The sequence below is a fragment of the Chryseosolibacter histidinae genome, assembly GCF_018598225.1.
GTDB classification, from domain to species: domain Bacteria; phylum Bacteroidota; class Bacteroidia; order Cytophagales; family Cyclobacteriaceae; genus Chryseosolibacter; species Chryseosolibacter histidini.
The window spans coordinates 197,621-220,037 of sequence record NZ_JAHESF010000002.1; the positions used below are offsets into that span (position 1 = coordinate 197,621).

The 22,417-nt window shown below is 49.7% G+C and carries 22 protein-coding genes; 15 read left to right on the top strand and 7 right to left on the bottom strand.

Annotated elements, in window-relative coordinates; genetic code table 11:
• Position 1: 1 nt before the first annotated feature.
• The 3 genes from KK083_RS02450 to KK083_RS02460 all read right to left on the bottom strand — a co-directional run bounded on the left by KK083_RS02450 (position 2) and on the right by KK083_RS02460 (position 4,432).
• Positions 2–1,444, bottom strand: coding sequence for a hypothetical protein (locus tag KK083_RS02450; RefSeq protein ID WP_254160349.1), 1,443 nt, complete (start codon positions 1,442–1,444; stop codon positions 2–4).
• A gap of 301 nt (positions 1,445–1,745) precedes the next feature.
• On the bottom strand, positions 1,746–2,777 hold the full coding sequence (locus KK083_RS02455; RefSeq protein ID WP_254160351.1) for a UbiA family prenyltransferase: 1,032 nt from the start codon (positions 2,775–2,777) through the stop codon (positions 1,746–1,748).
• 101 nt (positions 2,778–2,878) lie between these two features.
• Positions 2,879–4,432: a putative glycosyltransferase family protein gene (locus KK083_RS02460; protein WP_254160353.1), complete on the bottom strand. Its 1,554-nt coding sequence runs from the start codon at positions 4,430–4,432 to the stop codon at positions 2,879–2,881.
• A 244-nt stretch (positions 4,433–4,676) separates the two neighbouring features.
• Between KK083_RS02460 and KK083_RS02465 the strand changes: the two genes are divergently transcribed.
• The gene (locus tag KK083_RS02465) at positions 4,677–4,937 is read left to right on the top strand and encodes a hypothetical protein (RefSeq protein WP_254160355.1); all 261 of its coding nucleotides are present in this window, start codon (positions 4,677–4,679) and stop codon (positions 4,935–4,937) included.
• 62 nt (positions 4,938–4,999) lie between these two features.
• Here the strand turns inward: KK083_RS02465 and KK083_RS02470 are convergent, their stop codons facing one another.
• On the bottom strand, positions 5,000–5,707 hold the full coding sequence (locus KK083_RS02470; protein WP_254160363.1) for a DUF4397 domain-containing protein: 708 nt from the start codon (positions 5,705–5,707) through the stop codon (positions 5,000–5,002).
• A 333-nt stretch (positions 5,708–6,040) separates the two neighbouring features.
• Here KK083_RS02470 and KK083_RS02475 point away from each other — a divergent pair, with 333 nt between their 5' ends.
• Entirely contained in the window at positions 6,041–7,819 is a 1,779-nt protein-coding gene (locus KK083_RS02475) for a chloride channel protein (protein ID WP_254160365.1), read from the top strand.
• Positions 7,820–8,103: 284 nt separating this feature from the next.
• Complete coding sequence (locus KK083_RS02480) at positions 8,104–8,526, top strand: DUF1801 domain-containing protein (RefSeq protein ID WP_254160367.1); 423 nt, start codon at positions 8,104–8,106, stop codon at positions 8,524–8,526.
• A gap of 130 nt (positions 8,527–8,656) precedes the next feature.
• Here the strand turns inward: KK083_RS02480 and KK083_RS02485 are convergent, their stop codons facing one another.
• Positions 8,657–9,073, bottom strand: coding sequence for a response regulator (locus tag KK083_RS02485; RefSeq protein ID WP_254160369.1), 417 nt, complete (start codon positions 9,071–9,073; stop codon positions 8,657–8,659).
• A gap of 101 nt (positions 9,074–9,174) precedes the next feature.
• Positions 9,175–9,597, bottom strand: coding sequence for a response regulator (locus KK083_RS02490; RefSeq protein WP_254160371.1), 423 nt, complete (start codon positions 9,595–9,597; stop codon positions 9,175–9,177).
• Between the two features lie 194 nt (positions 9,598–9,791).
• Here KK083_RS02490 and wrbA point away from each other — a divergent pair, with 194 nt between their 5' ends.
• The 9 genes from wrbA to KK083_RS02535 all read left to right on the top strand — a co-directional run bounded on the left by wrbA (position 9,792) and on the right by KK083_RS02535 (position 16,344).
• Positions 9,792–10,451 carry an NAD(P)H:quinone oxidoreductase gene (wrbA, locus tag KK083_RS02495; RefSeq protein ID WP_254160373.1) on the top strand — a complete coding sequence of 220 codons (660 nt, stop codon included), beginning with the start codon at positions 9,792–9,794 and terminating at the stop codon, positions 10,449–10,451.
• Entirely contained in the window at positions 10,448–10,648 is a 201-nt protein-coding gene (locus KK083_RS02500) for a hypothetical protein (protein WP_254160375.1), read from the top strand. Before wrbA ends, KK083_RS02500 begins: the two co-directional genes overlap by 4 nt.
• A gap of 232 nt (positions 10,649–10,880) precedes the next feature.
• Entirely contained in the window at positions 10,881–11,273 is a 393-nt protein-coding gene (locus tag KK083_RS02505; protein ID WP_254160377.1) for a response regulator, read from the top strand.
• A 67-nt stretch (positions 11,274–11,340) separates the two neighbouring features.
• The gene (locus KK083_RS02510) at positions 11,341–12,213 is read left to right on the top strand and encodes an STAS domain-containing protein (RefSeq protein WP_254160379.1); all 873 of its coding nucleotides are present in this window, start codon (positions 11,341–11,343) and stop codon (positions 12,211–12,213) included.
• A gap of 8 nt (positions 12,214–12,221) precedes the next feature.
• Positions 12,222–12,626, top strand: coding sequence for an STAS domain-containing protein (locus tag KK083_RS02515; protein WP_254160381.1), 405 nt, complete (start codon positions 12,222–12,224; stop codon positions 12,624–12,626).
• A gap of 7 nt (positions 12,627–12,633) precedes the next feature.
• Positions 12,634–13,020 carry an anti-sigma regulatory factor gene (locus KK083_RS02520; RefSeq protein WP_254160383.1) on the top strand — a complete coding sequence of 129 codons (387 nt, stop codon included), beginning with the start codon at positions 12,634–12,636 and terminating at the stop codon, positions 13,018–13,020.
• Positions 13,013–14,023 carry an ATP-binding SpoIIE family protein phosphatase gene (locus tag KK083_RS02525; RefSeq protein ID WP_254160385.1) on the top strand — a complete coding sequence of 337 codons (1,011 nt, stop codon included), beginning with the start codon at positions 13,013–13,015 and terminating at the stop codon, positions 14,021–14,023. The genes KK083_RS02520 and KK083_RS02525 overlap by 8 nt, the downstream gene beginning before the upstream one ends.
• Before the next feature lie 4 nt (positions 14,024–14,027).
• Positions 14,028–15,686: an ATP-binding protein gene (locus KK083_RS02530; RefSeq protein WP_254160387.1), complete on the top strand. Its 1,659-nt coding sequence runs from the start codon at positions 14,028–14,030 to the stop codon at positions 15,684–15,686.
• A 244-nt stretch (positions 15,687–15,930) separates the two neighbouring features.
• The gene (locus tag KK083_RS02535) at positions 15,931–16,344 is read left to right on the top strand and encodes a response regulator (RefSeq protein WP_254160389.1); all 414 of its coding nucleotides are present in this window, start codon (positions 15,931–15,933) and stop codon (positions 16,342–16,344) included.
• 292 nt (positions 16,345–16,636) lie between these two features.
• Here the strand turns inward: KK083_RS02535 and KK083_RS02540 are convergent, their stop codons facing one another.
• A complete protein-coding gene (locus KK083_RS02540; RefSeq protein WP_254160391.1) occupies positions 16,637–17,023 on the bottom strand; it encodes a response regulator in 387 nt (128 codons plus the stop codon).
• A 59-nt stretch (positions 17,024–17,082) separates the two neighbouring features.
• Here KK083_RS02540 and KK083_RS02545 point away from each other — a divergent pair, with 59 nt between their 5' ends.
• The 3 genes from KK083_RS02545 (at position 17,083) to KK083_RS02555 (ending at position 22,414) form a co-directional block, all read left to right on the top strand.
• Entirely contained in the window at positions 17,083–20,793 is a 3,711-nt protein-coding gene (locus KK083_RS02545; RefSeq protein ID WP_254160393.1) for a CheR family methyltransferase, read from the top strand.
• A gap of 179 nt (positions 20,794–20,972) precedes the next feature.
• Complete coding sequence (locus KK083_RS02550; RefSeq protein WP_254160395.1) at positions 20,973–21,281, top strand: hypothetical protein; 309 nt, start codon at positions 20,973–20,975, stop codon at positions 21,279–21,281.
• Positions 21,282–21,463: 182 nt separating this feature from the next.
• Positions 21,464–22,414, top strand: a complete 951-nt coding sequence (locus KK083_RS02555; RefSeq protein ID WP_254160397.1) for a hypothetical protein — start codon at positions 21,464–21,466, stop codon at positions 22,412–22,414.
• The last annotated feature ends 3 nt before the right edge of the window (positions 22,415–22,417 follow it).

Below are 22,417 nucleotides of genomic sequence, written 5' to 3' on the forward strand. Positions count from 1 at the left end.
TTTAATGGGAGCACGGCTGTGGCTCATGTTTGCTGAAAGCTCTGAACTTCATCAGCTTGGCAAGCAAATAAGAATTTTTGGGAAGCGCTGTGGCAGCCATCCCACGACGGAATATTTTCCTTTCGCCATTCAGTAAATACACCACTTCCGTGGGATTACGGTTATGCACATAATTGCAGAACTCAAACAGCACCAACAACTTTTGCTGGTCGGCCAGCTGTTGCAGGTAAGGATCGGAAGAGGAGATGATCTCGACAACATCTTTCTGATACGAAAAGATCTGGAGGCCTGCGGGAACAACGTAATGATTGGAGACGCCACCTTCTGTGCGGAGATTTGAGAACATGGCAAACGAGTTCTCTGTTTTCAGTCCCAGGTAAGGCGAGGCGCCGTTCAGGAAAACGATGCAGGGAAGGATCAGAAACGAACGGTGCGGCAGCATAAATGCAGGGATTTGACGCGTGGTCCGTGATCCGGACAACATGAACATCACGAAGCAATACACGAACAGCGAGCTGTAGATCGTCCAGAAAAAGTAAAGGTGAAAACTTTTGAAGCCCGCGAGCCTGGTGGTGAGCCAGTAAACAACCGCCAGTGCCACGAGGAAGCTGCAGGCCGTGAACACCAGTTTTCCCATACTGTAATGCCTGGGCTTCAGCACACGCCTCGCCATCGAGCGCAGGGAGCCAAACGTTTGAACGATCGACTGGCTGAAGCCGTCACCCGCAAAAAGAAAGTAAAGGGCAAACATCATCGATGAAAAATCATAGAAGGCGTTGTAGGAACTGTAAGAAAGCACGGCATGAAAGAACAGGCCCGCGAGAATGCCGGCATGACGCGTTCGTCTGAAACAAAGAAAGAGGGGAATGAGAAATTCTATGACGATGGTGAAGTGTGCATTGAAGGCGATCAGCGTGTCGTTCATCGGAATAATGGTGTCGATGTGCTGCGCCTTGAGCAGGTCTGTGGCACAGCTTGTGGCCGGCGAAAAGAATCCCGCATTCAGCTTATGAAAGAACGTAAAGAAATAGAGGATGATCACCTCGGCCCGAACCACGGGAGCAAAGGTCTTCAGCAAGTCGCCACCACTCAGGTCGAAGGACCGGTTCCTGACCACCAGGTAAACAATGGTCTGAAGGATGGTCAGGTTGACAAAAGCTGTAAAGATCCAGTGATTGGTGGTCAGTGGCATCCTGTAAACCGCGTCGAACAGCTGCAGAGAGATCAATAATATGAAACCTGCGAGCGATGGCCTGAAGACGACGTAGAGGGCGGCCAATGTAAGCAACGCATAATTCAACCGTGAATCAAAGATCCCCGAATGCGCCATATGAAACAGCGTAGCGATCGCCCACAGCGCCGAAAAGATCTCAAACTGACGGTCAACAGAAGTGGATGTGGAAACGCTTTCCCCAACTCGAGCCAGGCTCTCTCGTTCGGTCAAAGCCTCCAGCCGCAAGGTCAGAATCCTTGTCTGCAAAAATCTTGCTGCAAGACGATGCAAGCTTACTATTTTCATAAAAGATGGGCTGTAAAAGAAGGCCGCTCGTTCAGGCTATAACCAGCGGTTAAAAAAGTATACCCGGTGAAATGGTTGCCAGTTACCGGTTACCGGTTGCCAGTTTCGTGCAGTGTCTGGAAATATGGGCGGGTCTTTCGATTGAAAGCGTAACTAGCGCGAAACGTTGAAATAGAACAATGATTCTTTCGGTGTGGCCGCCAACCGGCTGTCCGGCAACCGGCAACTAATTCCTCGTTTTAATCAGGAACCACCTTAGCCATGGGATGTCTACGAACATGAGGGTGCAGACGAGAATGGTAAAGAGCACGAGGTAGGTCATGAACCATTTACGGGTCCAGAGCTTTTCTGAGCCCTGTACCGGTGAGTTCTTCAGCAGGCCTATCTTGAGATACCATGCGAACAAAAGCGCAAAGAAAGGGAAGCTGAGCAGCATCTCGATCCGGTTCTTCACTAGAAATATGCCAAGGAAAAAAGCGCAGGTAAGCGCATAAAAGAACATGGAGATCAGCAGCGAATTTTCTGTGTAATACTTGAATGACCTGCGGTAAAGTCCGGCCAGCTCGCGGTTGCCGATGAGCCTGTATTCTGCAAAACGTTTGGTGGCCATGAGAAAAGCGCCGCCCATCCAATACGCGATGATGATGCTCAGCGGAGGCATCGAATCAAAAAATTCAAGGTCCCAGCGGTTGTCCATGTGCAGTCCCACCGCAGGCGTTACCATGAACCATCCCAGGGCAAACCGGATGGGATTGTTGATCGATTCAGACAACACATCGAGGTAAACCCGTTCTTTGCTGCGGAACGGGCGAACATTGTACATCACGCCCATAAAAAGCAGGAACGCCCCTGCGAAGAAAAATTTCGAAGAGATCAGGTAACCGAGCGCGAGCCCGATAATGGCCAGCGCAGCATACTGCGTATACACGATCCAGGGATTTACAACCCTCACCACAGACGTCCTCATGTGTTTCAGGGGATGATACTTATCAAACTCTGCGTCGAGGTACTCATTGATCACATAGTTGGCGGAAGCAATAAGGCATGTGCTGACGATGCCCAGCACGATCTTTGCGATCAGTGAAAAGTCGAGCGGTGTGTGATACACGGCCAGTGCGAACAGCATGCCGGGTAAAATGAAAATGTTCTTCAGCCAGTAGTCAGGCCGGGTCATTGCAAAATAATCCTTTGCAGTGGCGGGTTGCTTTTGCGTTTCAGTCTGAAAGAACTCTGGATTGGATGCCGCTACTTCACTCATGCAATGACTGTTTTCCTGAACCTTGATGATAAAATTTTGTTCCAGATCAAAGTTGTGGATCATCAGCTCCCTATGGCATGAACTGCAGCTGCAATAAGGCTTCAGTGTTTCACGCCGTTAACAGCCGTCTGTAATTTTTTATGCTGATAAAGCTGCCAGGCACCTGCACGAGTCAGCAGCGAAAAATTGGCGAGGTTCACATCCGGTTTCACCGGCGCTTCTCCCCGCACCAGTATGTATTCAAGCGCTGCATATTCTGGCAACGGACGGTAGCCTTCGCCGATGAGCTCATTGTAAAAAGGGATCTCCGATTCGAGGGCTGCCCTCCTCACGATTCCAAACCGGTAATCAATGATCTTGGAAGCGGATATGCCGTGTTTCCAGACGAGAAAGTAATTGGGATAATGGATGTACACCAGCCGTCCGCGGTACTTGTTGTCGTAGATGAGTCCGGCGAGCCGCGATTGATTGTTCACTTCCGTAAACAGTTTTTGGGTAAAGTCGCTGTTCTCCCGGTTGAAAGTATAAATGTACTCGAACCACAGCATCATGTAAACTGCCGCCGCGCTCACGGAGAAATACCGGAGCCACGGTACGCGTACGGGCCCGATCCACACACTCACAAGAATGATAAAAGAAAGCAGCACCATGGTAGTGAACCGCTGGAACAATGGCGTCTGGCCCGGCAGCTTATCGGGAAGAAAGAGGTAACACCCGAAGCTCACCAGGAAAAGTATGAGCGGGTACAACGTGTTTCCGGAGATCAGCGAACGTACCGGTTTCGACTTCCAGGGTTTCAGTGTGATGAGGGGAATGAAGATCAGTGCGAAGATGACCGCTGCCACCACAACACCCTGAAGTCCTGCGCGTAACTGAAAATTGTCGAACACAACAATTCCAAATCGCAAAAAGAATTTGCTGAAATACTCCGAAGAATAATAATCCAACAGGTAGCCCGCGGTACTTTCCTCGTTCACGGCGGGGCGTGTAAACCACCACGCAAAGATCAGCAAGATCAGCGGAAGCGGAACGAACACGGCGCGTGTCACCAATTTTTTAAATGACCTTCCATACCTGTACAATATCATGATGCCATAGAGCAGCAAACCAAACAGGGCATTCTGCGCATGCATCAGGAACAGCATCACCAGCAGGAAAGCGATCATGATCTTGAGCCAAAGCCTGTCTTCGCGGAAGTCGCGCAGGGTGACGTAAAAAAGAATGATGATGGTGGGAATGGAGATGGCGAAGCCGACGAAGCCATACGTAACGTTGTAGTTATACGTAAACAGCAACCCAAGCAGGCTGTACCACAGATTGCCATTGAGCTCTCTGATCACCAGGAACAGCGATACAGGCAACAGGGCGATGCAGAGAATGTGAAAGATCACATTGCCCACCTCCACGGAAGGGAACAGGCTACAGAATACCGTATGAAAGGTATTGGGAAAATACCATGGCGCCGGTGTATAGAATTGTGAAAGCCGATTGCCAGCGGTACCGTGGTATTTGAAAATGGTTGCTTCTGCAAGATGGTTGGGAAGGTCTATAAAAGGCAGCAGGGATACACTGAACAGGAACACTGCATTGATAATGATAAAGACCCATACGATGATCATCACCTGGCGGTGCGAAGAGTTGTTTATTGTATCCATGCTTCTCAAGGTAGTCTTTGCAGGAAACAATATCGTGCCCGAAGAGTCCACGGTCCACGGTCGACAGTCCACAGCAGTACGTCACGAAGCCCGGCTGCGTGCGCGGCAAGTTGACGGATCATAAAAACGTGTTAAACGAAGCCCGCCTTGACATTAAACGAACCTGCCGTGGACAGTGGACTGTCGACCGTGGACTCTTACCAAAGGCACAGTTTTTTCACCAGTCAACATAAACACACCGACCATGAAAGACGACAAAAACAAAATAAAAGAACCTTATGACCCTGCGCACACACCCAGTCCTCCTCAGGACATCGACCCGAGCCTGCGCAAGGAAAGAGGTGAAAGAGACGAGCCGATAGAGAACCGGAAGCAAGACCGTGAACCGGCCGGGAAGAGGCAGAAAGATAAACCGGAGCAGAAAAAACCAGGACAGGGAAACGAAGAAAAGCCCAAGCTGCTGGGCGAATCGGAAACGGAGGTCACTGACGAGACTACGATTTAAATTAAAAATCGTTTATCCTGCGCGAGGCAGCATAAACGATTTTTTTTAACAATCACCTGCGCTTAAAGCACTTCTACACTGAACACATTCGTATTGCCGGCAGGTGGTGTGGCAAATCCGCGGGTAACAATGGTATAGAACCCGCCTTCACGGATGTTCACGTCTTTGGCAGTCAACAGCACTTCGCCTGTAGCGGCCGATTTCACATCAAACGAATACGTTTTGGCATCCACCTCTTTAAACGGTGTAGCCTGCTTGAATGCCGTGTTGGTGAACAAGGAGCCATTTGCATCAGCTACGTCCACAGCCGGTGCATCGGGCGAAAGCTGAACAAACCTGATCATTGCTTTGCCAGTGGCGGGTGAGGCGGCACTGTCCTGAACCACAAGGGTCTCGATGTTTGCCAGCCGGTTGATCACAAAGATCGAATAGGCCTTGCCGTCAGCAATATCGAATACCGTATCGATCAGGGCATTGGTGGCGTTCACAGAGCTGAACTTCATCTTCCTGCTGCCGGTGTAAAAATTAAGATAGCCGGAGTAGTCACTATAGCCGAACGGCTGACTGTTCACGCGCCTGTCATCAACGGAAATATCCAGCGGAGGCGCATCGGGAGAAGCGTGATAAATCGACACATATCCCAGGGGTACCGGTTCTATATTTCTATCATTGTCATCAAGACAGGCCGAAAGAAAAACGACCAGCGCGGTGCAGCATAACACGATCACTGCCCTTCTTTTCAAAAATTCTGCAACATTATACTTCATCATGGTTGATTGATTTTTTTAAGTAAACGAATAATTACAAACATTAGTGCCTCCCCACTAGACACCAACATCTAAGACAACGTTGGAATATTTTTGATTCAAAAGAAAAATATCTTCGTAGCAAAATTTTTTAGGAACCACAACGTTGCGTGCACAGATCAAAATTTAAGAGTCCGCAGTCGACAGTCCACTGTCCATGGCCGTGAGGTACTAAGACGAAACTTAGACCACCGAAGTAATAACGAGATGCAAGCACGACGTTGCCTCACACGGCTCGTCTGTGGACCGTCGACTGTGGACTTTTCAAATCCAATGCTTATCTTTCCATCACAAGTTATGATGGTAGAACTTTACAACAGCATTATTCTCAAGCCGATATCGTTTCTCAGGCAGAAGCTTTCCGATCGCCAGTTCTTCATATTGTCAAGCATTATTGTGGGACTGACCTCGGGACTTGCGGCGGTATTGCTGAAATATGTGGTGCACTCCCTTGAGCTCCTGGTAAGCTTCTATTCCATTAACTATGAAGAATTTCTTCACTTCGCGCTCTTTCCGCTGATCGGCATCCTGCTCACCGTGTTCTTTGTCAGGTTCTTCCTCGACAATAAGTTAAAGAAGGGCAGCGCCGAGATCGTCTACAGCATTGTCAAAAAATCGAGTGTGATCCCGCCACGCGAGACGTACGCGCACCTCATCACCAGCGCGCTGACTGTGGGGTTCGGCGGCTCCATGGGCCTTGAGTCTCCGATGGTGAGTACCGGGGCGGCCATCGGCTCTTCGTATGGACGTGTATACAAGCTGTCCTATAAAGACAGAACCATTTTGCTGGCATGCGGGGCGGCGGCGGGTATTGCTGCAGCCTTCAATGCGCCGATCGCGGGCGTGCTTTTCGCTGTTGAGGTGTTACTCACCGATGTGAGCGCCTCCGCCTTCATTCCCCTGATCATCTCCGCGGCCACTGGCGCCCTGCTGTCAAAGATGATCCTGGAAGAAGGTGTCGTACTGTCCTTTTCGCTGCAACAGCCCTTCGACTATCACAATGTTCCTTACTATATGGTATTGGGCATTCTTGCAGGTTTGGTATCGCTCTATTATGCCCGCGCCTTTCACTGGACAGAAATTAGAATGATACGCATCGGAAACCCGTGGATCAGGGCGCTCACGGGCGGGATATTGCTTTTTATTTTGCTTCTGCTGTTCCCTCCCCTTTTTGGCGAAGGTTACGAGACCATCAAATCGCTGGCAGACCTGCAACCTTCCACGCTCACCCGGTCGAGTATACTCCATAACCTGGTCAGCAACGAGGGCCGCCTGCTCATCTTTCTCGGCCTGCTGATATTTATGAAGACCATTGCAGCCGCCATCACCCTGGGCAGTGGCGGCAACGGCGGTAACTTCGCTCCTTCCCTGTTCGTAGGTGCTTACCTCGGTTTTGTGTTCTCAAGGCTCGTAAACCTCTTGGGCCTGGCAAAGGTGCCTGAAAGCAATTTTACGATCGTGGCCATGGCCGGCATCCTCAGCGGAGTTTTCCATGCCCCGCTCACATCCATATTCCTCATTGCCGAGATCACCGGCGGATATGAGCTCATGATCCCCCTGATGATCGTCGCCTCACTGAGCATCATCATGGTGCACATCTTCGAGCCATTATCGATGGAAGGCCGCAAGCTTTCGGCACGGATGAATGTGTCGGTGGAGAACCGCGACAAGTTCCTGTTGAGCAAGATCGACCTCACCGAGCTCATCGAAACAAATTTTGCTGTTGTTCACCCTGAAACAACACTCACGGCGCTGACCCGGATCATCTCCTCTTCGAAACGCAATTTGTTTCCCGTGGTAGACGACCATCAAAAGCTTGTGGGCATCGTTCACATGGATGATGTTCGCGGTCTCATATTCGACCCTGTGAATCACGGGCACACCACCGTCAGGGAGCTGATGAGTCCACCCGCAGCCACCATCCAGACCACCGAAAATCTCCACAGCGTGCTTCAGAAGTTCGACAAGACCCGCCTGTGGAATCTTCCCGTGGTAGACAACGACCGCTACATCGGCTTCGTCTCCAAGTCCAGTATCTTGAGCCGTTACAGAAATGAGTTACTTGAATCTGTTTAGTAACCCTCCTTCGCTGTCATCGCACGGAGGCCACGTAAGCTACGGCGGACAAGGAAGCAAGCATTAAGAGTAAGGATGAGGAGCCAGGACTAGGAGCCAGAAGTCAGAAGCCAGGAGTCAGAAGGGCTCCGATCTTAAGTTTTGGCTTCGTAACTTCGAATGACAGCGTGACCAACCGGCAACCGGTAACTGGCAACCGGCAACCTAAACTTTAAACCTCAAACTTTAAACCTTAAACTCAACCTAACTTTAAACTTGAAACCTGAAACTTTAAACCTCCTCCCATGCCTGAACAAAAAACAAAACCCACAGAACAATCTGTCGAAAATTTTCTCAGCAACATTACCGACGAGCAAACGCGCGATGATTGTTTCGCCATCGCCAAGCTGATGAAGAAAGTAACAGGATCGGCACCCAGGATGTGGGGCCCCAGCATCGTCGGCTTCGGCAAGTACCACTACAAATATGACAGCGGCCACGAAGGTGATGCATGCCTCACAGGTTTTTCTCCCCGCAAGCAAAACATCACGTTATATGTGATGCCTGGTTTTACCCAGCACCCAGACCTGCTGAAAAATTTAGGAAAGCACAAGGCCGGAAAAGGCTGCCTCTACATCAAAAAGCTGGAAGATATAAACGAAGACGTGCTCCGGAAGCTGATCGAGCATTCGGTCGACTTCTTAAAGAAGAAGTACCCGGGCAAATAGTAGGCAGTAGGCAAATGAACAGTAGGCAAAAGGGCAATGCTGAATTTACCGATGCAGCAGCAACTTTAAACCTCAAACTTTAAACTTCAAACCTCAAACTCGTACCTCGTACTTCGTATCTCGTACCTCCCTAAGCGAGCTCCACCGTCTCGAACCAGTACCGGATAAAGTTCGTGATCTTGGCGTTGGTCTCGCCACTCGAGGAAGGTTTCTGAATAAACGAGCTGGCACCTGACGCGTAACATTCCTGAACAATGTCAGGACGAACGCTTCCACTCAGCACCACTACTGGAATATGGCCGAGCGCCGGATCTGCCTTCAGGGTCTTCAGTACCTCGGAAGCGCTGAGCGGGTAGGTGTGATAATTCAGCAGGATCAGCGAAGGCAAAGCTGTTCTTCGGGCTTTGGAAGCTTGTAAATGATTCAACAGATCCTGGCTGTTGGTAACAAACTCGAGGCTTACATCAACGTTACCTTCATCGAACACAGCCTGCGTGATGTACCGGTCATCGTCATCGTGTTCGAGCATTAAGATAGTGCGGTTCATATTTTTTACCGGGTTGACAACAGTACAATATTATATAATTCCGGCCTTTATATGCTGCTGGCGCAGAGCCTAATTTTGCCTGCCCGGTAAATTATTTTGGCTTAGTAATGAACGGGTGAATCCACGATCTTCCAGGTAAGACCTATATCGGAGATAGCGGTAAAGAATTTTTTGAAGTCAACAGGTTTCACCATGTAGGCATCGGCCTTGAGTTGAAAAGATTCTACATAGCTCTTTCCCTCTTTGGAAGATACCAGCGCGATAACGGGGATATCACGTTTGGCGGGATCGCCTTTGAGCTTTCGCAGGATCTGAATGCCATCCACACGGGGCATTTTCAGGTCGAGCAGAATAAGTTTGGGAGCGTCGTTCTCCTCCGTATACAAAAAATCAAGCGCCTTCTCCCCTTCATCGATGTGGAGCAGGTTGTTCACAAGGTTGTGCTTTTTCAGGGCATGGACGGTCATCTCCGCGTCATCATGATCGTCTTCGATCAGTAAGATCTCTATCACTCGGTTCTCCATAGCTGCCAGTGGGTTGTGAAAATAAAGATGCGAACCAAGCATAATTTGGTTCAGCACAAAATTACAACTCGATCAACAAACAATTATTGCCTTTTAAGTAAAACTGCCAACGTTTCCTGAAAATATTGTGTGGAAGTTATACCACTGCAAAAACGGCCGGGGCATAAACTTTTTTGAACGATCCGAAAAAAATCATGGATAAGATCAAAGCAGCCATAATTTACTACAGCTCCACAGGTGCCAACTATCAGCTGGCACAATGGGCTGCCGAGGGCGCCGGACAGGCAGGTGCCGAAACAAGGATCAGAAAGGTTGCCGAGCTTGCGCCCGAATCAGCCATCGCCACCAACGCAGCCTGGAAGAAACATGCAGACGCTACACGAAACATTGAAACAGCGGAGCTGCACGACCTTGAATGGGCAGATGTGCTCATCTTCAGCGCGCCTACAAGATACGGGAACCTTCCGGCCCAGATGAAACAATTCCTCGACTCAGCCGGGTCTCTGTGGATCAGCGGAAAGCTTGTCAACAAGGTGGTCACGGCAATGTCGAGCGCTCAGAACGTTCACGGCGGACAGGAGGCCACCATCCTCAACCTGTACACCACCATGTATCACTGGGGTGCTATTGTGGTAACACCAGGATATACGAACCCTGTTCTCTACACCACCGGGGGAAATCCCTACGGTGCCAGCGTCACGGTAGATGACACGGGAAATATGAAAGAGAATGTCAAAGAGGCCGTGCTGCATCAGGCAAGGCGCGCCGTAACGGTAGCCCTATGGATCAAAAACGGATCAACCAATCATGAGGCCGTGGGTGAAGATCAATACAAAGAACTCGCACAGGTATGAAAAACGAGAAGCATAAGAAGAAAAACGAAGCGGAAAGAGCTCCCATCATGGATGGCGACACACGCCCCGATAAACAGGAAGAGGCCGTCACTCAGGAACGCAAATCCGCACCGGTACCGCATAAAAAAGAAAAGAAGTTTACCGACCCACGTGGCGCCGATGTAGATTCGCTGGAGGACTTCAAAGACGCGAAGTAAAATAGTTGTCAATTGATCCCGGAAGCTATCGGGGATCAATTGACAAACAGAAATTTTTGGAATTGTATCCGGATCCATCAGTTCCAACATTTATGATGGATCACGTGTGATGAAATTTTAATTTTTTTTCTGCCATGTCGTCAAAACAGACATGGGTGGCATGCTTTTTTTATCCGTAAATGTCTTGTGCCCAACCCCGACCCGGGTAAAGAAATGTACCACTAGCGCTTATATGATGGCATCAAAGACCTGCCTTCTTATTGACGATGATCACGACGACCAGTTGATTTTTACACTTGCCCTCAAGCAGGTAAGTGGCTCTATTCTGTGCGTTACCGCGGACAATGGCCTGGATGCATTGCAAAAACTGGGACAGGCGAGCTTTTTACCCGATTACATCTTCATGGACCTCAACATGCCCGGAATGAATGGCATTGAATGCCTGTTGAAAATAAAAGACCTGGAGCACTTGAGAAACACCCCCATCATCATTTACACTACATCGTCGAATCAACGTGACATGATGGAAACCCACGCGCTCGGCGCAAGCGCATTTATTACCAAACCCTGCCACATCTCAGATCTGTCAGAAAAATTGCACGAGGTGTTCAGACGGATAGCATAAACCGGCGCCATTTGAAAATAATCATTTCAACATACAATCTATATCGCACCATCCTAATCAATACATTATGAAAAATGAATCCATTAAAGTTTTCCAGCGAAAGAAGAAAAATATCCTTGAGCTTTGGATGACCAACCAACTGGCCGACCAGGGGCTGCGCGAAGACCTGATGAGCAACGAAGACCTGCGGGCACAATCGGAAGAGTTGGTGAGCGCCTTCATCGACACCTTGGATGATGTCACCATCAACGACGGGCGGGCCACAGCATTCGAAAAAGTGCTCGATATTCTCAGTGGTATTTCCATTTCAAGGGCCAAACAAGGATACTCTCCCCGTGAAACTGGCATTTTTGTGCTGAGCCTGAAAGATGCATTGCAGCAGGTGCTCCGCGACGAGATCAAAGACGTTGCCGTGCTGTACGATCAGAGCCAGAAGATCAGCAAGATCATCGACAGCTTCAGCATCGAAACATTTGAGACCTTTATCAAAGGACGTGAAGAAGTGATCCTTCGCCAGACAGACGAGATCTCTGAGATCTCCACGCCGGTGATCAGGGTTTGGGACAACATCGTAGCACTGCCCATTATCGGTACGCTCGACAGCGCCCGCACGCAGGTGGTGATGGAAAGTTTGCTGCAGGAAATTGTGGAAACAGGCAGCAATATCGCGATCCTCGATATTTCGGGCGTACCCACAGTAGATTCACTTGTAGCGCAGCACCTGATCAAAACGGTGAGCGCAACACGCCTGATGGGTGCGGAATGCATCATCAGTGGCATCCGTCCTGAGATCGCCCAAACCGTTGTGCACCTGGGCATCGACCTCACCAACATCATCACCAAATCCACACTGGCCAGCGCATTAAAAGCGGCATTCGCCATGCAGCAACTGGAGGTTGTAAAAAGGCAAAGACAAAATAACATGGTTGTCAATAATTAGAATTTTTTATGGAAAAGATTCCAATTCTCAGAATGGGGCGTTTCTTGCTCGTCACCATTCAGGTGGATCTCTATGATCGGCTGGCAGAAAATCTCGAATCAGACCTTGTACACATGGTCAGAAAAACAGGCGCCCGTGGCGTGCTCATCGATATCTCTGCTGTTTCTATTATCGATTCTTTCATGGGGCGCATCCTCGGCAACATTGCCATGATGACCAAAGTGCTCGATGCAGAAACGGTGGTGGTAGGTATGCAGCCCGCGGTTGCTATTACATTAATTGAACTTGGCTTACCGCTGAAGGGCGTACACAGTGCCCTGAATGTGGAGCGAGGCATGGAACTGTTACGTTCAAAAATCGCACTTCAAGATGGAGAAAGCCAGGATGACGACATCTATCATAGTATTGAGTAAAGATTCGATGTCTATCCTGAAAGAGCAGGATGTGGTTCCTTTCCGGAACCGCGTGAAGGAGTATGCAGTGAAAACAGGTATGGGCATCGTCAACCAGACAAAACTCATTACAGCCGCCAGTGAGCTTGTGCGCAACATGCTGCTCTATGCAAAAGGTGGAATAGCCTTGATTGAAGTGGTAAGCAGGGGAAGAGAGAATGGCATCAGGCTCACCTTTGCCGACAAAGGGCCGGGCATCGCCGACATTAAACTTGCTTTAAAAGACGGATACTCCAGCGGCAAAAGTCTTGGCCTCGGCCTACCCGGCGCCAAAAGACTTGTCAGCGAATTCGATATTCAATCACAGGTTGGAAAAGGCACAACGGTGACCATCATTAAATGGAAAAATGGATAACGTGACCTTTGCCAGCTATGAGGTGCAGGAAAGAAGCTTCATTGCCTTTATCAAACGCGAGCTTCACCATGGGGCGGTGCAGGCAGGTTTTCCGGAAACAAAAGTTGGCGCCATCGATATCGTTGTCTCTGAGCTCACCTCTAACCAGGTAAAACATGCCGGAAGCGGAGAGCTCTTATACAGGTTCACGAAAGAAAACAACGTACCGGTGCTGGAGATCCTGGCCCTTGACAACGGACCGGGCATCCGGGATATCACGCACTCCATGAAAGATGGTGTATCCACCACAAAAACCCTGGGACAGGGGTTGGGTGCAATGGAAAGATTGAGTGACATCTTCCAGCTTTATTCAATTCCGTCGTGGGGAACGGTGAGCTACTGCCGCATTGCAGCCAAACCGGAAAGCCCGGCAAACGTCAGCGATGGACTCCAGTTCAAAGTGCTGAACGTATCCAAGCCCGGTGAAACCGTCAGCGGAGATGGCTGCCACATTATGATGAACCGGAGAGAAGCAAGGATCCTGCTGGGTGACGGCCTGGGTCACGGCCCGGAAGCGCATGCTGCCGCGAACAGCGCCATCGAAGCGTTCAAACGAAATCGCGACGCCGATCCCGTAGAAGTGTTGCGCACCATTCACCACCAGGTGAAAAAGACCCGCGGGCTGGTAGGTACCGTAGTGATCGCAGACCACGGCGAAAAGAAGTGGAAGATCTGTGGCATTGGCAACATCTCCACAAGATTGTACGATGGGCTGATCCCCAGGAACTATATCAGCTACAACGGCATCATCGGCCTCAACATACCGACCACGCTGAAAAGCCATGAAGTGGATATGGGGAAACACCAATGCATCATCATGACCTCAGACGGACTGCGCACACGCTGGGAGCTTTCACAGTTTCCTTCGATCCTCCGGTACGATCCGCTGGTGCTGGCAGCAGCGATCTATAAAGACAACGCACGCAAAAATGACGACATGTCGATATTAATCTGCAGAACATAAAAAGATGAAACAGGTTGTAAGGGTAAATCTGGAGAATGAAATGGACCTCATCCTGGCGCATAAACGTGCCATGAAACTTGCCGAGCTTTGTGGGCTCTCGCTCACCGTGCAGACTACATTGGCTACCGCAGTTTCAGAAATTGCACGGTGCGCGTTGTTTCATAGTAAAGATGCGCACCTGTCACTGGGCATTGGCACGGCCAAAGACAATACGAGGCAGCTCACGGCGGCTATCTGCAATACCGTTGAGAGCTGCGCCAACACAGAAGCGCTCAACTTGGCCAGGCGCCTGGTCACCGAGGTTGCCATTGTCAAAAATGGAAACAAGTTCGATATCCGTCTGAACTACGGCATCCGTTTCGGAGCGTTGTTCACCGATAATAAGATCCAATCGTTCCTGGATTATTTCAAGAATGAGCCGCCGTTGTCTGCTTACGATGAGATCAGGAGAAAGAACATTCAGCTGCTCGAATTGTCAGACAGGCTGCGCGAAAGTGAAACCCAGTATCGCATGCTGGCAGACACGTTGCCCCTGATGATGTTTTCCCTGAATCCCACGGGCGCGATCGTTTACACTAACCAGTGGCTGAGAGAATACCTGGGTCAGCATTTTTCCATGCTCGACACCATGACGTGGCAGATGCTGCTGCACCCCGACGACTACTCCAGGGTCTCGGGCGAATGGAACCACAGCTTTCGGAAAAAACTCACCTTCAGCACACAAGGCAGGTTGAAGAACCGGAGAGACAACAACCACTACTGGCATCTCATCTCTGTCATCCCCGTGAAAGGCGAGGCGAACATTCCGCAGCAGTGGATCGGTTTTTTTGTGGATATCCACACACAAAAACTGGCGGAGGAAACTTTCAAAGACAATGCAGAGCTCAAAGAAACACAGAAGCAGCTCGTGGAATATCAAAAGAAGCTTGAAGAAAAAGTGAACGAGCTCAACATCAGCAACCATGAGCTCGAACAGTTTGCCTACATTGCCAGTCACGACCTGCAGGAGCCCTTGCGGAAGATCGTTACTTTTTCCTCCCTGCTGGAAGAAAGACTCAAAAACATCGATGACGACTCGCGCGTGTATTTCAACAAGATCGTTTCTTCCACCAAAAGAATGACGGCCCTCATCAAAGATGTGCTTGACTATTCGCGCATCGCTAAATCGAACGAAGAATTTTCGGTGGTCAGCCTGGATAATGTATTGAAAAATGTGATGACAGATTTTGATCTGCTGATTCACCAGCGGAACGCCATTGTCAGAACTTCAGGGCTTCCCACAGTCAAGGGCATCCCGCTTCAATTGAACCAGCTGTTCGCTAACCTCATGAGCAATTCGCTCAAGTTCAATGAAAAAGATCCGGTGATCACCATCACAGCGCACCGGGTGCCGTCGACCGAGCTCACCGCGCAGCCCAAGCTGGATCCATCGCTCTCCTACATCAAGCTGTCTTTCTCCGACAACGGCATTGGCTTCGACCAGCAATACGCAGAACAAATCTTCACCATTTTCCAACGACTCAATGGTCGCAGCGCTTACTCCGGAACAGGCATCGGCCTGGCGCTGTGCCGGAAGATCGCCGAGAATCATCATGGTATGATCACAGCCGCTTCTGAACCTGGCAAGGGCGCAACGTTCAACATTTACCTGGTAGCTGCATGATGAATATGTTCCGCCATATATGATAACTTTTTCTCTCTTATATGATAACATTTACACGATCATCAGATGCTTGCGCCTCGACGCTAAATGAGTCACAGCCGGTGGCATGCTTTTTTAGTGTTATCTCCTGCTGTCGCTTACCCACGCTGATACAATTTTTCTTGATCATTCATCGAAAAAAATTTGGGGACACGGCAACAATAAGGTTATCTTGATGCGACAAGGCCATTTGATTTTTCCCGAGATGACACCATTGAAGAAAACGTGCTTCCTGATAGATGACGATGTGGATGACCAGGAGATCTTCATCATGGCCCTGGACCAGCTCGACATGCAATTCCATTGCACCGTTGCCAACAATGGCAATGAAGCACTGCAGAAGCTGAAGCGAGAGTCCGTTCTTCCCGACTATATTTTTCTCGATCTCAATATGCCGCGTATGAATGGCAAGGAATGCCTGAAAGAGCTCAAAAAGAACGAGCGACTGCAAAATATCCCGGTGATCATCTACACCACTTCCTCTTCGAAGGCCGATATGGAAGACACCCTGAAGCTGGGTGCTGCCGGTTTCATTACGAAGCCCTTCAGCCTGAAAGAGCTTACAGATACCCTCACCCTCTTCTTCCAGAAAGAAAAAGAATCCGTTACCATCTGTTAACTGCCCCGATCTCACCGTCAAAAAAAACGCATCGATGCCGTATGTCTGTTCGAACATGTAAATTCAATTGTGGCAATATTTCCATGACGTTAAAAAAACGCGCATGGCACGATTTTTTACTAACAGAAAAAACTGAGTTTATGACACCTCAGAAAACCCTGACATGCCGTACATCGGTAGCACATTCCTCATTCATGCATAAGATGGTATCAACAGGAACCGTGGGGACTTTCGTGGAATAGAAGTGTACAACTGTGTAAAAAAACGGTCGGGGTAGTTATAGGAACAAATTTTACTGCGCCAAAGATATGATCGCCTCAACTGTGGTATTGAAACCCTGGATGGTGTTTGGTTTAGTAACAAATTTGTCAGCCCCCATGGAAAACGCATATCGCATATCATCCTGTGAAGCCGAGGTGGTGAGCACCATCAGCGGTATCTCGCTCAAATTTTCAGATGCCCTGATCAGGGAGAGAATCTCCCGGCCGTGCAGCTTGGGAAGGTTAAAATCCATGACGATCACATCAGGCGGGTCGTTGCTTTCGAGGTATGGGAGGGCTTTGTCGCCTTCAGTGATAACGTCGATCCGGCAGTCGATCCTGTTTTGCTCAAAAGCGTCTTTTAAAAGTTCAATGTCATCAGCATCGTCTTCTATAAGCAGTATCCTGATCTTTCCCATGCCCCGGTTTGCAGTTAGCGTGTCAAATGTAATCAATATTTTCTAACAGGTTAATTATAGTGAAAACGAACGGAAACACATCTTTGACGGAAGCAGAACATTATATCATTGCCGCCGGTGCCTCTGCCGGAGGGCTCGAGCCCATTCATGAATTGTTCGATAACATGCCGGACAACACAAATTTTTCTTTTGTGATCATCCAGCACCTCTCTCCCGACCATAAAAGCCTGATGGGCGAGCTTCTGGCCAAACATACCTCCATGAAGATCGTGGAGGCTGAAGACAACATGCAGCTGATCCCCAACTGCATTCACCTGATCCCCAGCCGTAAGGTGATGACCTTGTCTAACGGGCTGCTGAAACTGCACGACAAAGACCGGCACCAGGTGCCCAATAACGCCATCGATATATTCTTTGAATCCCTGGCCGTTGAGAAAGGAAAGAACGCCGTGGGCATCATCCTGTCCGGCACCGGAACAGACGGAACAAAAGGGATTGAGGCCATTAAGAAAAATGGTGGCCTTGTGATCGTACAGGATCCCGTCACAGCAGACTTCGACGGTATGCCTGCCAGCGCCATCCAGACGGGCAACGTAGACCTCATCCTGCCCCCAGAGCTGATCGCCGAAGAGATGATCGAGTATCTCAAAGAATCGCCCTTCGCCAAAACGCTCGGCAAATTCACCAAGGAAGAGGAGTCCGTGGTTCAGGAGATTCTCGCTCAAGTCAAGGCAAGCACAGGCCACGATTTTACGTTGTATAAAACGCCCACCATCACACGCAGGCTTGCCAAGCGTATGACGGAAAAAGGGTATACAAATATTCGCAACTATTACGAATACCTGACGCAGCAGCCAGACGAAGCCCCAACCCTGGCCAAGGAGTTTCTGATCAACGTTACCAGGTTCTTCCGCGACACCGAAGCTTTTGAAGAGCTCCGTTCCAAGATCATTCCTTCGGTTTTCTCTTCCAAGAAGCCACATGACCTCATCAAGATCTGGGTAGTGGCCTGCAGCAGTGGCGAAGAAGCCTACAGCATCGCCATTGTACTCCAGGAATACATGGAGAGCATCCGCAACAACGACTACAACATCAAGATCTTTGCTACCGATATAGACAAGGACGCGCTGCAAACGGCATCCGTGGGTTTGTATCCCGAATCCATAGCCACTGAAGTGAGCCACGAGCGGCTGAACAAATACTTCACCCGCGAGGGAAACCAGTACAGGATCCTGCCGTCTATCCGAAAGATGGTGGTTTTCGCTTACCACGATATCATCAAAGATCCGCCGTTCAGCAAGCTTGACCTGATCACCTGCCGCAACATGCTGATCTACATGAACAACAGGTTGCAGATCCACGTGCTCAAAACTTTCCTGTTTGCGCTCAACCCGTCTGCACACCTGATGCTCGGCTCCAGCGAGAACATCGGCGTGCTGAAAGACGCCATGAAAGAGGTGAGCAAAAAATGGAAAATTTACAAGTGCGTAGGCAAAGGCCGGCTGGTAGACAACGACCATATGATGACTCCGCCGGCATCCGCAACCATCATCCAGCGCAACAGCAACAAGCCAAAGAATGCAGCGAGCTACATGGCCGATATTTTTAAGGATACATTGCTGGAAGAAAGCCGGTATGCGGGCATCCTGATCGATGAGAACATGGAAGTAAAACAGGCCATCGGTCACTTCAGGGATTTTCTCCATTTTCCGGAAAACAACCTTACGTTCAACCTGCTGAAGCTCGTTTCGCCAGACCTGTCTGTAGCGCTGGGCATGAGCATTCGCAGGGCTATTCATGAACAGGAAAAAACCGTGATGCGTAATGTGAGGATCGTAGACGGCAACCTCGAGCGCAGTGTGAACATCCTGGTGAAACCTTACCTGCAGCAACAGGAGTATCAGCAGGCGTTCCTGTTCGTCATTATCCAGGAGCAGGAGAAACATAAGCGGATCAAAAGGATCCCGTCGCGGAAAAAGATCGAGCACGATGTACAACGCATCGAAGACCTGGAAAAAGAGCTGCGCGAAACCAAAGAGAACCTGCAAAGCGTGATCGAAGAGCTGGAGTCGAGCAACGAAGAGCTGCTCACCAGCAATGAAGAAATGATCTCGGCCAACGAGGAGCTTCAAAGCACCAATGAAGAGCTGCAGTCGCTCAACGAAGAGCTGCATACCGTGAGCTCAGAGCACCAGCTCAAGATCAAAGAGCTGATCGAGCTCAATGACGATCTCAACAATTATTTCAGGAACAGTGAGATCGGCCAGATCCTCATCGACAGGAACCTGATCGTGCGCAAGTTCAGTCCTGCCATCGCACAACAGATCAACCTGATCGAGACCGATATCGGCAGGCCGCTGGTAGATATTACCAACAATCTCCAGGGCGTAGACCTGGTGGGCAGTATCAGGGAGGTGATGCGCACCAACGAGCTGCGCGAGAAAGAAGTGAGTCTCGCCAATGATAAGGTCTTCCTGATGCGCATTACACCCTACCAGCGTCTCGATAAAACAATAGACGGCGTAGTGGTCACTTTCATAGACATTACGGAGGTCAAAAATCTCAGCGGCATCATCGAAGGTGTTTTCAACAGCACGACCAGCGCCATCGCAGCCAAAAAGGCCGTCCGCAACGAACGCGACGAGATCGTGGATTTTCAGTACATCGCCGCCAACCGTTCTGCGGAGACGTTGCTCGGCATCAAGAACGGCGATTCTTACAAGAAGAACATTGTCAGGTTGTCAGCGCATGACGAGCAGTTCTTCCGGCGTTACGCTGCCGTGGTTAACACAGGAGAAACCGATCATTTTGAATTCTTCAATCCGGTATACAACCGGTGGTATGAAGTTGTCGCCGTAAAAATGCGCGACGGACTCGTTACCACTTTCAGCGACATCACGCAAAAGAAGAACGCCGCAGACCTCATCGCCAAAAATTACGAAGACCTCAAAGAAACGTCTTCAAGGCTCCAGGAAACCAACTTCAGGCTCGAGCAATCCAACATGGACCTTCTGCAGTTCGCATCCGTGGCCTCACACGACCTGAAAGAACCCCTGCGCAAGATCCAGACCTTCGGGAACCTGCTTTATTCGAAGATCGAAAACAAGATGGAGCCCGCAGAAAAGAATTATCTCGACAAGATCGTGAACTCGTCGCACCGCATGCAAACACTCATCGAAGATGTGCTCACGTTGTCGAAGCTCTCGAACACGGATATTCCTTTCGCCAAGACCGATCTCTATGCTGTAGTGAAACACATCGTAGACGATCTCGAGATCACCATACGAGAAAAAGGAACCCAGATCATGCTGGGCAAGCTGTCATCGGTAGAAGCTGTTCCGGGCCAGATGCACCAACTGTTCCAGAACCTCATCAGCAATGCGCTCAAATTCAACGAAAGTGAGCGGCCGGTAATCAGGATCAGCGAACGCAAGGTCACGGCGGAAGAAGCAAGACAATACAACATCGACCCCGCCGACTACCTCGGCATCTGTGTTGAAGACAATGGCATCGGCTTCGACGATCGTTACAGAGACAAGATTTTCGGTATCTTTCAGCGACTGCACAACAACCACTACCAGGGAACGGGTATCGGCCTTGCCATCTGTAAAAAGATCGTTGATAACCACCATGGTTTTATCCGCGCCGAAAGCCGGGAGGGCTATGGTGCCACGTTCATCATTGTGCTGCCGCGCCAGCAAAAAGAAAAAGCGAACAACAACAGTAACGGCAATGGCGTCCACACAGAGATCTCTTCCCAGAAGAACTAGTCGTCAGACCACTGCGCAATAGCATGCGCGCCAGCAGTGGTCTGACAACTTCACCGAAATCGTTACCTCATTCCGGATAGCTATCGGGATCGTACCTCGTTCCCTCCAACGGCATACTTTTTTATCATTACTATCCTACCTGCCTGTACGCTGCTACAACAGAAAAATTTTGGATAGTCATGAAAACACGTTATTTTTTTAAAAGCATATCACTGCTGCTGATGCTTGCACTGGTATCCCCCGCAGTTTCGGCAACACCTGCTGCAACCACACCTTCTGAAGCGGATGCTGCGCGCGCCACCGTATTACAGAACAGGCTTGAAGAGATCAAAGCCATGGACATGGATGATCTGTCAAGAACTGAAAAGAAAGCCCTTCGTAAAGAAGTGAGAGCGATCAAAAAGGAAATGGCAGACATCAGCGGAGGAGTCTATCTGAGCGTTGGCGCCATCATACTGATCGTGCTGCTCGTTATTCTGCTGGCGTAGACCTTAGGAGTCCACGATCCACAGTCGACAGACCACAGCAGTGAGGTGTTCAGACAGGTATTGGCTGCCGGGAAATACGGAGCACGTCCCATTCTTTAAACACCGTTTGTCCGTGGACTGTGGACTGTCGACCGTGGACTCTCCTAACATTTTTCTATCTTCGCCTGAATAACCCCTCAGGCATGAAAAAGTGTCTCGCAATTATTTACACTTTTCTTTTGTTGGTCTCCGGTAATGTTTTTTCGCAGGGCTGCAGCGATGCCGGGTTCTGCACCATGGGCGCCATGAAACCGGACCAGCCCTTCAATAAAAAGATCGAGCTCAGGCTGCGTTCCATGGAGCTCAGCTTTTACAGGGGAACAACAACCCTCACACCCGTGATCTATGTGGCCACCGCTGATCTGAACTTCAGCCTGAACACAAAAACTTCTTTCCAGGTAAAGCTTCCTTACCAGGCAGTCAGGGGAAGGCTTGCAAACACTTCAGGCATGGGCGACATCTCGTTATGCCTCACACGCAATGTGCTTACCCGCGAGCGTTTCGATATCAATGTTTCACTGGGTGCCAAAATTCCCACCAACCATTCTGACAAAGATGTAAACGGGTTGCCGTTGCCCATGTATTATCAAACCAGTCTCGGCACCTATGATGCCATCGCTGGACTTTCGCTCATCACACGCCAGTGGCTTTTCGCTACGGGCATACAGGTGCCGCTCAATAAAAACGACAATGGCTTTATCTGGTCTGCATGGGACGGCAGCGACGAAAAAGCTTACGTTGACCGGTACAACCAGGCCAAGGATCTGAAACGTGGCACCGATGTGATGCTGCGCGTGGAAAGGAACTTCCGTTTCTCACGACTTAATTTTTCACTCGGGCTTCTGCCGATCTATAGGATCACACGTGACGAATTCAACCGCTCCGGCAAGGATGCCGGCTCGGCCGAAACAAGGATCATACATCCTGTTGCCAGGGGCCTGGCGCTTTCCGGCATCTTCACGGCAGGTTACAATTTTGATGTGCGGTCGGGTGTAAAGCTTCTGCTCGGTCACAAGATCGTGCAGCGCGACATCAATCCCGACGGGCTCACCCGTGAACTGGTATCGTCCATCAGCTACTATTACCGTTTCTGATCC

Excerpts from the sequence above, each read along its gene's own strand:
- KK083_RS02535 (WP_254160389.1), top strand. The coding sequence starts at position 15,931 with ATGACACCATTGAAGAAAACGTGCTTCCTGATAGATGACGATGTGGAT.
- KK083_RS02475 (WP_254160365.1), top strand. The coding sequence starts at position 6,041 with ATGATGGTAGAACTTTACAACAGCATTATTCTCAAGCCGATATCGTTT.
- KK083_RS02490 (WP_254160371.1), bottom strand. The coding sequence starts at position 9,597 with ATGGAGAACCGAGTGATAGAGATCTTACTGATCGAAGACGATCATGAT.
- KK083_RS02480 (WP_254160367.1), top strand. The coding sequence starts at position 8,104 with ATGCCTGAACAAAAAACAAAACCCACAGAACAATCTGTCGAAAATTTT.
- KK083_RS02455 (WP_254160351.1), bottom strand. The coding sequence starts at position 2,777 with ATGAGTGAAGTAGCGGCATCCAATCCAGAGTTCTTTCAGACTGAAACG.
- KK083_RS02485 (WP_254160369.1), bottom strand. The coding sequence starts at position 9,073 with ATGAACCGCACTATCTTAATGCTCGAACACGATGACGATGACCGGTAC.
- KK083_RS02500 (WP_254160375.1), top strand. The coding sequence starts at position 10,448 with ATGAAAAACGAGAAGCATAAGAAGAAAAACGAAGCGGAAAGAGCTCCC.
- KK083_RS02460 (WP_254160353.1), bottom strand. The coding sequence starts at position 4,432 with ATGGATACAATAAACAACTCTTCGCACCGCCAGGTGATGATCATCGTA.
- KK083_RS02505 (WP_254160377.1), top strand. The coding sequence starts at position 10,881 with ATGATGGCATCAAAGACCTGCCTTCTTATTGACGATGATCACGACGAC.
- KK083_RS02470 (WP_254160363.1), bottom strand. The coding sequence starts at position 5,707 with ATGATGAAGTATAATGTTGCAGAATTTTTGAAAAGAAGGGCAGTGATC.
- wrbA (WP_254160373.1), top strand. The coding sequence starts at position 9,792 with ATGGATAAGATCAAAGCAGCCATAATTTACTACAGCTCCACAGGTGCC.
- KK083_RS02465 (WP_254160355.1), top strand. The coding sequence starts at position 4,677 with ATGAAAGACGACAAAAACAAAATAAAAGAACCTTATGACCCTGCGCAC.
- KK083_RS02530 (WP_254160387.1), top strand. The coding sequence starts at position 14,028 with ATGAAACAGGTTGTAAGGGTAAATCTGGAGAATGAAATGGACCTCATC.
- KK083_RS02525 (WP_254160385.1), top strand. The coding sequence starts at position 13,013 with ATGGATAACGTGACCTTTGCCAGCTATGAGGTGCAGGAAAGAAGCTTC.
- KK083_RS02510 (WP_254160379.1), top strand. The coding sequence starts at position 11,341 with ATGAAAAATGAATCCATTAAAGTTTTCCAGCGAAAGAAGAAAAATATC.
- KK083_RS02555 (WP_254160397.1), top strand. The coding sequence starts at position 21,464 with ATGAAAAAGTGTCTCGCAATTATTTACACTTTTCTTTTGTTGGTCTCC.
- KK083_RS02550 (WP_254160395.1), top strand. The coding sequence starts at position 20,973 with ATGAAAACACGTTATTTTTTTAAAAGCATATCACTGCTGCTGATGCTT.
- KK083_RS02520 (WP_254160383.1), top strand. The coding sequence starts at position 12,634 with ATGTCTATCCTGAAAGAGCAGGATGTGGTTCCTTTCCGGAACCGCGTG.
- KK083_RS02515 (WP_254160381.1), top strand. The coding sequence starts at position 12,222 with ATGGAAAAGATTCCAATTCTCAGAATGGGGCGTTTCTTGCTCGTCACC.
- KK083_RS02540 (WP_254160391.1), bottom strand. The coding sequence starts at position 17,023 with ATGGGAAAGATCAGGATACTGCTTATAGAAGACGATGCTGATGACATT.